Source organism: Pseudomonas sp. 21LCFQ010 (assembly GCF_024129905.1).
In the GTDB taxonomy this organism is placed as follows: domain Bacteria; phylum Pseudomonadota; class Gammaproteobacteria; order Pseudomonadales; family Pseudomonadaceae; genus Aquipseudomonas.
This window is the reverse complement of record NZ_JAMYDZ010000003.1, coordinates 219,553-233,711: the sequence shown is the minus strand read 5'-3', so window position 1 is coordinate 233,711 and position 14,159 is coordinate 219,553. Positions and strand designations below refer to the sequence as shown.

Annotated in this window: 11 protein-coding genes; 7 read left to right on the top strand and 4 right to left on the bottom strand. The window is 60.6% G+C overall.

The window, feature by feature from the left end; translation table 11 throughout:
• The first annotated feature begins 116 nt into the window (after positions 1–116).
• Positions 117–1,958 carry a dihydroxy-acid dehydratase gene (gene ilvD, locus NJC38_RS06135; protein ID WP_253112151.1) on the top strand — a complete coding sequence of 614 codons (1,842 nt, stop codon included), beginning with the start codon at positions 117–119 and terminating at the stop codon, positions 1,956–1,958.
• Between the two features lie 159 nt (positions 1,959–2,117).
• On the opposite strand, the gene NJC38_RS06130 is transcribed toward ilvD, so the two are convergent.
• Both NJC38_RS06130 and NJC38_RS06125 read right to left on the bottom strand, forming a co-directional pair.
• Entirely contained in the window at positions 2,118–3,185 is a 1,068-nt protein-coding gene (locus NJC38_RS06130) for a phosphorylcholine phosphatase (protein ID WP_045486345.1), read from the bottom strand.
• A 154-nt stretch (positions 3,186–3,339) separates the two neighbouring features.
• Positions 3,340–3,858, bottom strand: a complete 519-nt coding sequence (locus tag NJC38_RS06125) for a dihydrofolate reductase (RefSeq protein WP_253112149.1) — start codon at positions 3,856–3,858, stop codon at positions 3,340–3,342.
• 86 nt (positions 3,859–3,944) lie between these two features.
• Here NJC38_RS06125 and NJC38_RS06120 point away from each other — a divergent pair, with 86 nt between their 5' ends.
• The 3 genes from NJC38_RS06120 to NJC38_RS06110 all read left to right on the top strand — a co-directional run bounded on the left by NJC38_RS06120 (position 3,945) and on the right by NJC38_RS06110 (position 7,313).
• Positions 3,945–5,324 (top strand): DUF2868 domain-containing protein, encoded by a 1,380-nt coding sequence (locus tag NJC38_RS06120; RefSeq protein ID WP_253112146.1) that lies wholly within the window; start codon positions 3,945–3,947, stop codon positions 5,322–5,324.
• Positions 5,317–6,696 (top strand): GTPase/DUF3482 domain-containing protein, encoded by a 1,380-nt coding sequence (locus tag NJC38_RS06115; RefSeq protein WP_253112144.1) that lies wholly within the window; start codon positions 5,317–5,319, stop codon positions 6,694–6,696. Before NJC38_RS06120 ends, NJC38_RS06115 begins: the two co-directional genes overlap by 8 nt.
• A gap of 161 nt (positions 6,697–6,857) precedes the next feature.
• Positions 6,858–7,313 carry a YkgJ family cysteine cluster protein gene (locus NJC38_RS06110; RefSeq protein WP_045486333.1) on the top strand — a complete coding sequence of 152 codons (456 nt, stop codon included), beginning with the start codon at positions 6,858–6,860 and terminating at the stop codon, positions 7,311–7,313.
• A 318-nt stretch (positions 7,314–7,631) separates the two neighbouring features.
• On the opposite strand, the gene typA is transcribed toward NJC38_RS06110, so the two are convergent.
• A complete protein-coding gene (gene typA, locus NJC38_RS06105) occupies positions 7,632–9,452 on the bottom strand; it encodes a translational GTPase TypA (protein ID WP_045486331.1) in 1,821 nt (606 codons plus the stop codon).
• A 136-nt stretch (positions 9,453–9,588) separates the two neighbouring features.
• Positions 9,589–11,043: a tRNA uracil 4-sulfurtransferase ThiI gene (gene thiI, locus NJC38_RS06100; RefSeq protein ID WP_045486328.1), complete on the bottom strand. Its 1,455-nt coding sequence runs from the start codon at positions 11,041–11,043 to the stop codon at positions 9,589–9,591.
• A gap of 335 nt (positions 11,044–11,378) precedes the next feature.
• On the opposite strand from thiI, the gene glnA reads away from it, so the two are divergent.
• The 3 genes from glnA to NJC38_RS06085 all read left to right on the top strand — a co-directional run bounded on the left by glnA (position 11,379) and on the right by NJC38_RS06085 (position 14,104).
• Positions 11,379–12,785 carry a glutamate--ammonia ligase gene (glnA, locus tag NJC38_RS06095; RefSeq protein ID WP_045486325.1) on the top strand — a complete coding sequence of 469 codons (1,407 nt, stop codon included), beginning with the start codon at positions 11,379–11,381 and terminating at the stop codon, positions 12,783–12,785.
• Between the two features lie 169 nt (positions 12,786–12,954).
• On the top strand, positions 12,955–13,476 hold the full coding sequence (locus NJC38_RS06090; RefSeq protein WP_253112142.1) for a DUF4124 domain-containing protein: 522 nt from the start codon (positions 12,955–12,957) through the stop codon (positions 13,474–13,476).
• A gap of 1 nt (position 13,477) precedes the next feature.
• Entirely contained in the window at positions 13,478–14,104 is a 627-nt protein-coding gene (locus NJC38_RS06085; RefSeq protein WP_253112140.1) for a DUF4124 domain-containing protein, read from the top strand.
• The last annotated feature ends 55 nt before the right edge of the window (positions 14,105–14,159 follow it).

The window sequence follows — 14,159 nt, the reverse complement described above, 5'->3', positions numbered from 1 at the left end:
AAGCGCAGTGTGCTGAAGCACATGAGCATTCCGAGTCCGGTTTCAACGCAGCAATGACAACGCAGGCCGTTTTTAGAGGTGTCCGACTGATTAGCCTGATTTGCCGGAGTCCCCCAATGCCTGATTATCGTTCCAAGACTTCCACCCATGGCCGTAACATGGCCGGTGCCCGTGCCCTGTGGCGTGCCACCGGCATGAAAGATGACGACTTCAAAAAGCCGATCATCGCCATCGCCAACTCCTTCACCCAGTTCGTACCGGGCCATGTGCACCTCAAGGACCTGGGCCAACTGGTCGCCCGTGAAATCGAACGCGCCGGTGGCGTGGCCAAAGAGTTCAACACCATCGCCGTGGACGACGGGATCGCCATGGGCCACGACGGCATGCTGTACTCGCTGCCGAGCCGCGAGATCATCGCCGACGCCGTCGAGTACATGGTCAACGCGCACTGCGCCGACGCCATCGTGTGCATTTCCAACTGCGACAAGATCACCCCCGGCATGCTGATGGCCGCCCTGCGCCTGAACATCCCGGTGATCTTCGTTTCCGGCGGCCCGATGGAAGCCGGCAAGACCAAACTGGCCAGCCACGGTCTGGACCTGGTCGATGCCATGGTCATCGCCGCCGACTCGACCGCCAGTGACGAAAAAGTCGCCGAGTACGAGCGCAGCGCCTGTCCGACCTGCGGTTCGTGCTCCGGCATGTTCACCGCCAACTCGATGAACTGCCTGACCGAAGCCCTGGGCCTGGCCCTGCCGGGCAACGGTTCGACCCTGGCGACCCACAGCGACCGCGAGCAGCTGTTCCTGCAGGCCGGGCGCACCATCGTCGAGCTGTGCAAGCGCTACTACGGCGAGAACGACGAGTCGGTGTTGCCGCGCAACATCGCCAACTTCAAGGCGTTCGAGAACGCGATGATGCTCGACATCGCCATGGGCGGTTCGACCAACACCATCCTGCACCTGCTGGCAGCGGCTCAGGAAGCCGAGATCGCCTTCGACCTGCGCGACATTGATCGCCTGTCGCGCGTGGTGCCGCAGCTGTGCAAGGTGGCACCGAACATCCAGAAGTACCACATGGAAGACGTGCACCGCGCCGGCGGCATCTTCAGCATCCTCGGTTCGCTGGCCCGTGGTGGCTTGCTGCACACCGACCTGCCGACGGTGCACAGCCGCTCCATGGAAGAAGCCATCGCCAAATGGGACATCACCCAGACTGACGATGAAGCCGTGCACACCTTCTTCAAGGCAGGCCCGGCCGGCATCCCGACCCAGACCGCGTTCAGCCAGTCGACCCGCTGGGAAAGCCTGGACGACGACCGTGAGAACGGCTGCATCCGCAGCTTCGAGCACGCCTACTCCAAAGAAGGCGGCCTGGCCGTGCTGTACGGCAACATCGCCCTGGACGGCTGCGTGGTGAAAACCGCCGGCGTGGACGAGTCGATCCATGTCTTCGAAGGCAACGCCAAGATCTTCGAAAGCCAGGACAGCGCGGTGCGCGGCATCCTCGCTGACGAAGTGAAAGCCGGCGATATCGTGATCATTCGCTACGAAGGTCCGAAAGGCGGCCCGGGCATGCAAGAAATGCTCTACCCGACCTCCTACCTGAAATCCAAAGGCCTGGGCAAAGCCTGCGCCCTGCTCACCGACGGCCGCTTCTCGGGCGGTACTTCGGGCCTGTCGATCGGCCACGCTTCGCCTGAAGCAGCATCCGGCGGTGCCATCGGCCTGGTGCGTGACGGCGACAAGGTCCTGATCGACATCCCGAACCGTTCGATCAACCTGCTGGTCAGCGACGAAGAACTGGCCGCCCGCCGCGTCGAGCAAGACAAGAAAGGCTGGAAGCCGGTCGAAGTCCGCCCACGCAAGGTGACCACCGCCCTGAAAGCCTACGCCCTGCTGGCCACCAGCGCCGACAAGGGTGCGGTGCGTAACAAGGCGCTGCTCGACGGTCTCTGAGTTGGTGCGGTAAATAAAAAACCGGCGCATTGCGCCGGTTTTTTTATGCTGCCGAGGGTAGGAGCGGCTTCAGCCGCGAAATCTTCGCCGCTAAAGCGGCTCCTACGAGGCTCCGTGTTTGCTGTGCGGCAGCGCGGCGCCGAGGCAGCGGGTAATCTTTTACTGAATCTCCTCCGGCTTGACGATCACCCAGTTCTTGTCCGCCGTTACCGGCAGCCCTTCTTTGGCCTGAGCTTCGGCATTGGCCTTGATCATGCCGTTAAGCTGGGTCATGTACTTGTCTTTGCGGTTGATCCACAGGTGTACGCCGCCCTTGTTGACGTCTACCCCGTGAAACAGCATGTAGCCGTCGCTGGTCGGTGTATCGCCAGCCACCAGTACCGGTTTTTTCCACTGGTCGATATAGGTCAGGATCGCCGCCTGTTTGCCCGCCATCCAGGTGGCCGGGGTCCACAGGTAGGGGGTCAGTTCCAGATCCAGGTTGGCTTTGGGGTCATATTGCTTGTCGGTGATCTGTTTGCGCGCGGTGGTCAGTTGCTGGGTTTTGCGATCCTTGAGCATCATGGTCACGCCGATGACGTTTTCCGGTTTGACGTTGTAGCCGTACTTCGGATCGGAGGCGACCATGCGCACCAGTTCTTCGGAAGCGGCGGTCATCACATAGACCTCGATGCCGTTCTCCATCAGCTTGTTGTACAGCTCGGTCTGCCCGGTAAAGATTTTCGGCCGCTGGACTTCGAGGGTCTTGACCGTGTCGCCATCGTAGTAAGTGGCCGGGATCGGCTTGTCGAGGGCCATCAGCTCATCGACATAGCCTTTGAGTTCCTTGAGGGTAAAGCCTGAGAACACCTGGGCCACCCACGGGTAGCAGACCATATCGTCCAGTTCGCACAGGCGGTAGTAGTAACTGAACAGGCTTTCTTTATGTTCGGCGGTGTCTTTGAAGGGGATGAGTTTCAGCGAGGGGTCGAGCTTGTCACGGGTGATCAGGCCTTTGCTTTCCATGTACGGCAGCAGTGACTCTTCGAGGTCGAAGCGATAGCTGGTGTTGTCCATGTCGAACACCGCGTAATTGCCTTTGTTGGCGTTGGCCGCAATCATCGCGTCCAGCGCCTTGGCGGCGGGTTCTGGCCAGTGCTTGAGTTCCGTGGCCGATGCCTGCAGGCTCAGCCCCAGGCCCAACCCCATGCAAAGTGCGGCCGCTAACAGTCGTGGTGCAAAGTTCATCGTGGTGCCCCTTCGTGGTAGATGAGGCCGACCGTAACAAAATTGCATTGCAGCTAGCGCATCGCTGCGACCGCTTCGATTCCGATCACGCCAGACTCTTTGCCATGCGCGACAACCGACCACGAAAGCGACACTTTTATGACATAAAGATGACTTAGGCGCCCTGGCGTTCCCAGACATCGAAGTGGTAAGCCGGCTTGTCACCCTCGGCTGCGTTGGGCTGGGTCGATACCACCTGCCATTGTGCGGTGTCGAACTCCGGGAACCAGGCATCGCCCTCAATGCTGAGTTCAATGCGGGTCAGATACAGACGGTCTGCGTGGGGCAAGCCCTGCGCATATAACTGCTGGCCGCCGATGAGCATCACCTCGGTCACGCCCTGCTCTTGCGCCCATTGCTCGGCACGCTCCACTGCGGCCTCCAGCGAGCTGAACACCTCGGCACCATCGAGGTGCAGGTCGCGCTGGCGGCTGACCACCAGGTTTAACCGGCCAGGCAAGGGTCGCCCCAGCGAATCCCAGGTCTTGCGCCCCATGATGACTGGCTTGCCCAGGGTCGTGGCCTTGAAGTATTTGAAGTCCCCCGGCAGATGCCAGGGCATGGAGTTGTCGATGCCGATCACCCGGTTTTCGGCCATGGCGGCGATCAGGCTGAGAGGAAGATGCTTTTTCATACGCCCAAGAATACAGGGAACTGTTAGCCCTCAATAGCTCTCCCAGCGGTTATGCTCGCTATCTGTAATCTTTCAAGAGATGTTGTGTGACTGCCCCGACTCCTCTAGACACCCTCTGGCTGACTGAAGCCGTACGCCTGCGCGAAGCCCAGGCCGGCCTGCTTGATGACCAGCAGGCCAACCGCCAGGCGCGCAGCGCCGGTGGCGACCTGCAGGCCCGTATTCAACAGCGCGCCCTGTGGCTGGCTGAACGCGACGGCATGACGGCTGCATTGCGGCGCTGGAAGCAGGGCGCCCGCCTGGCATTACTGGCGTTGCTGCTGGTCGCGGTCATCAGCGGCGCCGGGCTGGCGTTCGCCGCGCTCGGGGATACACCCGGCTCGATCAACGTATTCCGGGCACTGGGCAGCTTGCTGGGGCTCAACCTGCTGCTGTTGCTGGGCTGGGCGCTGGGCATGCTACTGAGCCGGCATACCGGCGCCGGCCTGGGCCAATTGTGGCTGTGGCTGAGCAACCGGCTGGCCCGCGATGCGCAAGCCGTGCAACTGGCGCCCGCCTTGCTGGTGATGCTGCAACGCCAGCGCCTGGAGCGCTGGGTGCTGGGTTTGTTAAGCAATGCGCTGTGGCTGGTGGCGCTGTTGAGTGCGTTGATCACTCTGCTGGCAATGCTCGCCACCCGGCGTTACGGGTTTGTCTGGGAAACCACCATTCTGGGCAGCGACACCTTCGTCAGCCTCACCCAGGCGCTGGGCCGCCTGCCAGCCCTGCTCGGCTTCAGCGTACCGGATGCCGAGACCATCCGCGCCAGTGGCAACAGCATCAACGGGCTGGAACAGGCCCGGCAAACCTGGGCGGCCTGGCTGATCGGGGTGTTGCTGATCTACGGCATCCTGCCACGTCTGCTGTTGACCCTGCTGTGCCTGTGGCGCTGGCGGCGCGGTCGTGACGCACTGGCCCTGAACCTCGACGATCCGGCCTGGCAACCGCTGCGCGAGCGACTGATGCCGAGCAGCGAGCGGCTCGGCATCAACGATGCGGCCCCCGAGCGGCTGCATGAGGTGGGCACACCTGGTGCTGCACTCAGTAGCGACGGCGCGGTGCTGGTCGCCCTCGAACTGGACAACCAGCACGACTGGCCGCCCCGGCACGCACCGCACGTACTCGACGCAGGCATTCTCGACAGCCGCGAATCCCGCCATCGCCTGCTGGAGCAACTGACCGGTACGCCACCGGCACGCTTGCTGATTGCCTGTGATCCACGCCGCTCACCGGATCGCGGCAGCCTGGCGCTGCTCGCCGAGCTGGCGCGCAATGCCGGCCAAACCCGCCTGTGGCTGCTGCCGGCACCCGCAGGGCAAAGCCTTGATCCCGAGCGGCTTGGCGACTGGCACGAGGCGCTGAATGCGCTGCAACTGCCTTACACTGAGCAACCCGCCATGACCTGGCTGGAGTCCGGCCATGACTGAAACCACTCATGTATTGAAACTGGCTGTGGTCGGCCACACCAATGTTGGCAAGACCTCGCTGTTACGCACCCTGACCCGCGATGTCAGCTTCGGTGAAGTCTCGCATCGGCCCAGCAGCACCCGGCACGTGGAAGGTGCCCGGCTTTCGGTAGACGGCAAGCCGCTGCTGGAGCTGTACGACACGCCCGGCCTGGAAGATGCCATCGACCTGCTCGACTATCTGGAGCGACTGGCCAGCGGCGAACGTCTCGATGGCCCGGCACGTCTGGCGCGTTTTCTCGATGGTAGCGAAGCCCGCCAGCGCTTCGAGCAGGAAGCCAAGGTGTTGCGCCAGTTATTGAGCTGCGATGCCGGCTTGTACGTGATTGATGCCCGCGAACCAGTACTGGCCAAGTACCGTGACGAGTTGGCGGTACTGGCCAGTTGCGGCAAACCCTTGTTGCCGGTGCTCAATTTCGTCAGCAGCGCGCAAGCCCGTGAAGGCGACTGGCGCGAAGCGTTATCGCGATTGGGCCTGCATGCGCTGGTACGCTTCGACAGCGTTGCGCCACCAGAAGACGGTGAGCGGCGCCTGTACGAGAGCCTCGCGTTATTGCTGGAAACCGCGCGACCGCGCCTTGAGCGGCTGATTGACGATATCGAGACGCAGCGCGTTGCCCGCCGTCACAGTGCCGCATTACTGATTGCCGAGTTGTTGATTGACTGCGCTGCCTGCCGACGCAGTGTCCAGGCCAGTGCCGATCCGGAACGTGAGGCCATCGAAGCCTTGCACCAGGCCATCCGGCAACGCGAACAGCAATGCGTCGAAGCCTTGCTCAAGCTCTATGCGTTTCGTCCGCAGGATGCTTCAGCCGCCGATCTGCCGTTGCTCGACGGCCGCTGGGGGGATGACCTGTTCAACCCGGAAACCCTGCGCCTGCTGGGCGTGCGAGTCGGTGGCGGCGTCGCGGCCGGAGCCGCCGCCGGGGCCGGTGTGGATTTGCTGGTGGGCGGCATCACCCTGGGCGCTGCCGCACTGGCAGGTGCCATTGCCGGGGGCGCGCTGCTGACGGCTCGCAGTTACGGCAATCGCCTGTTCGGCAAACTCAAGGGCCAACGCGAGCTGACCGTGGACGATGCCGTGCTGCGCCTGCTGGCCTTGCGACAACGGCAACTGCTGCAAGCACTCGGCAGCCGGGGCCACGCAGCGATGCAAAGCATCGAACTCAGCGCCCCGCAAGACACGCAGTGGCGCGAAGGCAAACTGCCCGCCCCGCTGCGCAAGGCCAGGGCACATCCGCAGTGGTCAACGCTGAATCCACAGGCAAAGCCAAACCAGGCAGAACGCCTGGAAATCAGGGAAGAATTGGCGCAACGGCTGCTGGCGGTGTAGGAGCGGCCGGGCGGCGATCCGCGTCAGCCGCGAACGCTTGCCGGCGCAAAGGATTGCCACCTCTTGTCGCCTTGCAGCTCGCGAACAAACACGCTCCTACCGCAAAGTCTGGCAGACCGGTATCATCGCGCGCCCGTGATGACCACCACCCAGAAAATATAATGAAACCCACCCTGATTGCCGCCGCTGAAATCGACCGCCTGGAAACCTGGGCCAAATATTCCAGCCACATGTGCGGAGGCTGTATGTCCAGCTGCTGCACACTCCCTGTGGAAGTAAAGATCAAGGACCTGATCCGCATCGGTGTGGTGGATGCCTTCGAACAGGGCGAGCCGCCGAAGAACATTGCCAAGCGCTTGCTCAAGGAAGGCATCATCGAGCGCTTCAACCAGAAATCGGGGATTTTCACGATACAGCGCATGAGCAATAACGATTGCCTGTATCTGGATCGCAAGAGCCGGTTGTGCACGATCTACGACAAGCGTCCGGACACCTGCCGCAACCACCCGAAAGTCGGCCCGCGCCCCGGTTATTGCGCCTACAAGCCCAAGCCTGCCGAGAAACAGCCACGCAGCACGGCGCCTCAGCCGCCAACACGGTTTTCGCTGGACTTCTAAGCAAACCGACCCAGCAATCCGCGTCAGCCGCAATCCCGTTCACTCAAGCGCCGCCAGCTACTGTAGGAGCGACCCTGGTCGCGAAGACGGCGGCACGTCCACAGCAGATGTAGTGTTTTTACTGGCCTCTTCGCGACCAAGGTCGCTCCCACCGGGGCATAAAGAACTTGAGTGAACAATATTGGCTTTAGCCGCAATACTTCGCAGCTAAAGCAGCTCCAGAGTTCAGGGTTTGCCGGGCAAACTTTCACAAAGCAAACAAAAAGCCCCCGGTCTTGCGACCGGGGGCTTTTTGTTTTCAGCCGGTTAACCGATTACTCAGTTCTTGGCTTTCTTGGCAGCGCGGGTACGCTCGCCTTCGTCGAGGATCTTCTTGCGCAGACGGATCGACTTCGGAGTCACTTCGCACAGCTCGTCGTCCTGGATGAATTCCAGAGCCTGTTCCAGCGTGTGGCGAACCGGCGGAACCAGGGCGATGACTTCGTCCTTGCCCGAAGCACGCATGTTGTCGAGCTTCTTGCCTTTGGTCGGGTTCACGCCCAGGTCGTTGTCACGGCTGTTCAGACCGATGATCTGACCGTTGTAGATGTCCTGGCCGTGCTCGATGAACAGCTTGCCGCGAGCCTGCAGGGTTTCCAGCGAGTAGGTCAGTGCCTTGCCGGTTTCGACCGAAACCAGTACGCCGTTCAGGCGGCCGGACATCTGACCTGGCTTCATGGTGTCGTAACGATCGAAGATCGAGGTCAGGATGCCTGCACCGTTGGTCAGGGTCAGGAACTGGTTACGGAAACCGATCAGACCACGCGCCGGGACGTTGTATTCCAGACGCACACGGCCTTTGCCATCCGGCACCATGTTGGTCAGGTCGCCCTTACGCAGACCCATCTCTTCCATCACCTTGCCCTGGGATTCTTCAGGGATGTCGATGGTGACGTTTTCGAACGGTTCCTGCTTCACGCCGTCGACTTCACGGATGATGACTTCCGGACGGCCTACGGCCATTTCGAAGCCTTCGCGACGCATGGTTTCGATCAGTACCGACAGGTGCAGCTCACCACGGCCGGAAACCTTGAACTTGTCAGCCGAGTCGCCTTCTTCAACGCGCAGGGCAACGTTGTACAGCAGCTCTTTGTCCAGACGCTCTTTGATGTTACGGCTGGTGACGAACTTGCCTTCTTTACCGCAGAACGGCGAGTCGTTGACCTGGAAGGTCATCGAAACGGTTGGCTCGTCAACGGTCAGCGGCTTCATGGCCTCGACGTTGTTCATGTCGCACAGGGTGTCGGAGATGAACAGCTCTTCGAAGCCGCTGATGCAGACGATGTCGCCCGCGGTGGCTTCTTCGACGTCTACACGGTGCAGACCGTGGTGACCCATCAGCTTGAGGATACGACCGTTACGCTTCTTGCCTTCGGTGTCGATAGCGACAACCGGGGTGTTTGGCTTGACGCGGCCACGGGCGATACGGCCCACACCGATGATGCCCAGGAAGCTGTTGTAGTCCAGCGCCGAGATTTGCATCTGGAACGGACCGTCAACGTCAACGCTTGGCGCCGGGACGTGGTCGACGATGGCCTGGTACAGCGCGGTCATGTCTTCGCCCATGGCAGTGTGGTCCAGACCGGCGATGCCGTTCAGGGCCGAGGCGTAGACGACCTGGAAGTCCAGCTGGTCTTCGGTGGCGCCGAGGTTGTCGAACAGGTCGAAGATCTGGTCCAGAACCCAGTCAGGACGCGCGCCCGGACGGTCAACCTTGTTGATCACCACGATTGGCTTCAGACCGGCTTCGAACGCCTTCTTGGTCACGAAGCGGGTTTGCGGCATAGGGCCGTCCTGGGCGTCGACCAGCAGCAGTACCGAGTCAACCATCGACATCACACGCTCTACTTCGCCACCGAAGTCGGCGTGGCCCGGGGTGTCGACGATGTTGATGCGGTAGTCGTTCCAGCGAATGGCGGTGTTCTTCGCCAGGATGGTAATGCCGCGCTCTTTTTCCTGGTCGTTGGAGTCCATCACGCGCTCGTCGTTGAGCTCATTGCGCTCCAGAGTGCCGGACTGACGCAGCAGTTTGTCTACCAGGGTGGTTTTACCGTGGTCAACGTGCGCGATGATGGCGATGTTACGTAGATTTTCGATCACTTGTGTATCTCGATCAGAGGATTCGGTTTGCTGCCACTGGAGCAGCGATTAGCGTTTGAAGCGTTAGACGTCGGCCGAGGCCATAAAGGCGTCGGGGGGCCGGTGACGCAAGCCACAGGCAAACAGCCCCGGGCGTTTAGCTCGGTCGATATACGCGCACATTGGCATGCCCCTCACTGAGCAGGTGATGAGCATGCAGGCGGCTCATGACGCCTTTGTCGCAATACAGCAGGTACTGGCGGGTGTAATCCAGTTCCTTGAAGCGGCTGTTCAATGCATAGAACGGCACGGCTTGTACTTCCACGCCAGGCACTTCCAGCGGCTGGTCTTCCTGGGCATCCGGATGACGGATGTCGATGATGACCTGGCCGGCCAGGGCCTGGCTGACTTCTTCTACCTCGACATCCTGGCCCAGGTCATCGATCACCTGATCGATGGTCACCAGCCGGGCGCGCTCAAGCGCGCGATCGAGAGCTGCCATGTCGAAACGGGTTTCTTCGTGTTCGACGCGATAACGCTTGGCATTGGTTTTCGGGTTGACCGAAATCACCCCGCAATATTCAGGCATGTGCCGGGCGAACTCGGCGGTGCCGATTTTGGTCGCCAGGTTGACGATGTCCTGTTTGTCGGTCGCCACCAGCGGGCGCAACACCAGCTTGTCGGTGGCCGAGTCGATGATCGACAGGTTCGGCAAGGTCTGGCTCGACACCTGGGAAATCGCCTCGCCGGTCACCAGCACGTCGATGTCCAGGCGGTCAGCCATGGCCGATGCTGCGCGTAACATCATACGCTTCAACACTACACCCATATGACCGTCGTCGACTTTCTGCAGGATTTCGCCCAGCACTTCCTCGAACGGTACGCTGATGAACAGTACGCGTTGCGAGCTGCCGAATTTCTTCCAGATGTAGTGCGCAACTTCCATCACGCCCAGTTCGTGGGCACGCCCGCCCAGGTTGAAGAAGCAGAAATGGGTGACCAGGCCGCGGCGCATCATCTGGTAGGCGGCCACGGTAGAGTCGAAACCACCGGACATCAACACCAGGGTCTGCTCCAGTGCGCCCAGCGGATAACCGCCAAGGCCCTGGTGCTGGCTGTGGATGACGAACAACCGTTCGTCGCGAATCTCCATGCGCACCAGCAGTTCGGGGTTTTTCAGGTCGATGCCGGCGGCGCCACATTGCTGGCGCAACTGGCTGCCGACATAACGTTCGACGTCCATCGAGCTGAATGCATGCTTGCCGGCGCGCTTGCAACGCACCGCAAAGACCTTGCCCGGCAACAGATCGGCGTAGTGCTCTCTGCACTTGGCGACGATGTCGTCCATATCGCCCAGCGGGTATTCAGCCACCTGCAGGAAATTGGCGATACCTGGCATGCAGCACAGCCGCTCAGTGATGCCCTGAAGGATCTTCGGATCGGTCAGCCGGGTCTCGACCTCAAGGTTGTCCCATACACCACCCACGACGATATTTTCGTCCAGCTCGCGCAGCACGGTACGGATGTTCTTGCCCAGCTGGCGAATGAACTTCTTGCGCACCGGTGGGCTTTTGATGGTGATTTCTGGGAAAACTTTGACGATGAGCTTCATGAAAACGCTACGTAAGGATCCGGCTGAAAAAAGAGGGGCGCGGATTATAGCGGAAATTGCTCAAGGTTTAACCAACTATCGTACACCCGAATGTCGACGCACCAAAAAGGATCACAATCGATCAGTTCGGCAACATAACAGTGCATGAAATGTACAAAAAAACGACATTGACCTCAGCAACATGCGCAGAATCGGGCATCGCGCCCAACTCGGGGCACTGGCATGCAATTTGCTCCCTTGTGAGGCAGGTTGCCTTGGCAGAGTATTCTGCGCCGGCACTACCCAAATTCAGGGGCCAAACAATAGCAACGGTCCCAACCCACCCGGAGGACACCATGTCGAAGTCGGTTCAACTCATCAAAGATCATGACGTTAAATGGATTGATCTGCGCTTCACTGACACCAAAGGCAAGCAGCAACACGTCACCATGCCGGCACGCGACGCGCTGGACGAAGAGTTCTTCGAAGTCGGCAAGATGTTCGACGGTTCCTCCATCGAAGGCTGGAAAGGTATCGAAGCCTCCGACATGATCCTGCTGCCGGACGACGACTCCGCCGTGCTGGACCCGTTCACCGAAGAGCCTACCCTGATCCTGGTCTGCGACATCATCGAGCCGTCGACCATGCAAGGCTACGACCGCGACCCGCGCGCCATCGCGCACCGCGCCGAGGAATACCTGAAATCCACCGGTATCGGTGACACCGTGTTCGTCGGTCCAGAGCCTGAGTTCTTCATCTTTGACTCGGTCAAATACAAGTCCGACATCTCCGGCTCGATGTTCAAAATCTTCTCCGAGCAAGGCTCGTGGATGACTGACCAGGACGTCGAAGGCGGCAACAAAGGCCACCGTCCAGGCATCAAAGGCGGCTACTTCCCGGTTCCACCGGTCGACCACGACCACGAAATCCGTACTGCCATGTGCAACGCACTGGAAGAAATGGGTCAGGTCGTCGAAGTTCACCACCACGAAGTGGCAACTGCCGGCCAGAACGAAATCGGCGTGCAGTTCAACACCCTGGTGAAGAAGGCTGACGAAGTTCAGACCCTGAAGTACGTTGTCCACAACGTTGCCGACGCCTACGGCCGCACCGCGACCTTCATGCCGAAGCCGCTGTACGGCGACAACGGCTCGGGCATGCACGTCCACATGTCCATCGCCAAAGACGGCAAGAACACCTTCGCCGGCGAAGGCTATGCCGGTCTGTCCGACACCGCTCTGTACTTCATCGGCGGTATCATCAAGCACGGTAAGGCCCTGAACGGCTTCACCAACCCGTCGACCAACTCCTACAAGCGTCTGGTCCCAGGCTTTGAAGCGCCGGTAATGCTGGCCTACTCGGCGCGTAACCGTTCGGCTTCGATCCGTATTCCTTACGTTTCCAGCCCACGCGCACGTCGTATCGAAGCCCGCTTCCCGGATCCGGCTGCCAACCCGTACCTGGCCTTCGCTGCCCTGCTGATGGCCGGTCTGGACGGTATCCAGAACAAGATCCACCCAGGCGATGCAGCCGACAAGAACCTGTACGACCTGCCACCAGAAGAAGCCAAGGAAATCCCGCAAGTGTGCGGCAGCCTGAAAGAGGCCCTGGAAGAACTGGACAAAGGCCGTGCGTTCCTGACCAAAGGCGGCGTGTTCTCCGACGACTTCATCGATGCCTACATCGAGCTGAAATCGGCTGAAGAAGTCAAAGTCCGTACCTTCGTACACCCTCTGGAATACGAGCTGTACTACAGCTGCTGATTCCTTGTACGCCGGCCTCGCCGGCGTATCGAGAGGCCACCTTCGGGTGGCCTTTTTTGTTTATGCAGGCCTCGGCCATGCTTGCAGGACTAATGCTGGCCAGCCACGCACATCACACGAATCTGCATTATGCTGAGCCCTCATCGCTCCCGTTGCTGTCGAGAATGCCATGCGTCACAGTCTTGTCTGCCTGCTGTTGTTGGTCTGCCTGCCCGCCATGGCACAGATCTACAAGTACACCGACGCCAATGGCAATACGGCCTACAGCAATCAGCCGCCTGACGGTGCACGCGCCGAGCCGGTCGAGCTCAAGCCGCTCAACAGCATCGAGCCGCGTCCTGCGGCAGCGCCCGCCAGCCCCGCCGCCAGCACTCAGGCCACACCAGCCCCCTTTGCCTACGAGCAACTGGAACTGAGCGACCTGCCCGACGACGCGGCGCTGCGTGCCAACGACGGCACCTTTTACATTGGCGTACGGATCAAGCCCAGGCTGCAGCCGGACCATCGCTTGCAACTGCTGGTCGATGGCAAACCGTACGGTCAACCCACCAACGTACCGCGCCTGCAGGTCGTCAATATTGATCGCGGCGAGCACAGCTTCGCCGTGCTGGTGCACGACGCCAGGCGCATCATCCAGCAGAGCCCGACAGTGACCCTCACCGTATTGCGCGCTGCTGCGGGCAGGCCTTGAGATGACCTCGTTGCGCACCCTGCTGTGCGGCATTGTGTTTGGCATGGCAACGCTTGCCCAGGCGCAGATCTATACCTATGTCGATGCCGAAGGCAATCGGGTGTTCACCGATCAGCCGCACAAGAACGCCAAGCGGGTCGATATCACCCCCACCAACAACATGAACAGCACACCCCGCACCCGCGACATCAAAGCCAGCCCTGTCCAGCCCAAGCCCAAGGCGATGTTCCGCTACCAGTTGCTGCGCATCCTCGCCCCAGAACCCGACGCAGCGCTGCGCAGCATGGAAGGCAATCTGATCGTTACGGTGACCAACGAGCCGGCGCTGCAAGAGGGGCATCGCTACGTGCTGCTGCTCGACAACCAGCCCGTCGCAGCGCCAGGGCGCAGCCCGGTGTTTGCCTTGAGCAATATCGATCGCGGCACTCATCAGCTGTCCGTGGAAATCTATGACGAATTGGGCCGGCTCGTGGAAAAGACCGCCAACCAGCCCTTTCATGTACAGCGCATTTCCCTGAACCAGAAACGCCTGGCCAAGCCCTGCCAGAGTGCCGATTACGGTGTACGCCCGGAGTGCCCCCTCAAAGACAAGCCTCAGCAAAAATCCAGTTGGATTCCTTTCCTTTAAAACCTCCCGCCATGCACTAAACTGGTGCAGTAAAGACTTGCATCAGCGCCCTAAA

Bases quoted from the DNA above. Each gene is read 5' to 3' on its own strand.
- ilvD (WP_253112151.1), top strand. From the start codon at position 117: ATGCCTGATTATCGTTCCAAGACTTCCACCCATGGCCGTAACATGGCC.
- NJC38_RS06130 (WP_045486345.1), bottom strand. From the start codon at position 3,185: ATGAACTTTGCACCACGACTGTTAGCGGCCGCACTTTGCATGGGGTTG.
- NJC38_RS06125 (WP_253112149.1), bottom strand. From the start codon at position 3,858: ATGAAAAAGCATCTTCCTCTCAGCCTGATCGCCGCCATGGCCGAAAAC.
- NJC38_RS06115 (WP_253112144.1), top strand. From the start codon at position 5,317: ATGACTGAAACCACTCATGTATTGAAACTGGCTGTGGTCGGCCACACC.
- NJC38_RS06110 (WP_045486333.1), top strand. From the start codon at position 6,858: ATGAAACCCACCCTGATTGCCGCCGCTGAAATCGACCGCCTGGAAACC.
- thiI (WP_045486328.1), bottom strand. From the start codon at position 11,043: ATGAAGCTCATCGTCAAAGTTTTCCCAGAAATCACCATCAAAAGCCCA.
- glnA (WP_045486325.1), top strand. From the start codon at position 11,379: ATGTCGAAGTCGGTTCAACTCATCAAAGATCATGACGTTAAATGGATT.
- NJC38_RS06090 (WP_253112142.1), top strand. From the start codon at position 12,955: ATGCGTCACAGTCTTGTCTGCCTGCTGTTGTTGGTCTGCCTGCCCGCC.
- NJC38_RS06085 (WP_253112140.1), top strand. From the start codon at position 13,478: ATGACCTCGTTGCGCACCCTGCTGTGCGGCATTGTGTTTGGCATGGCA.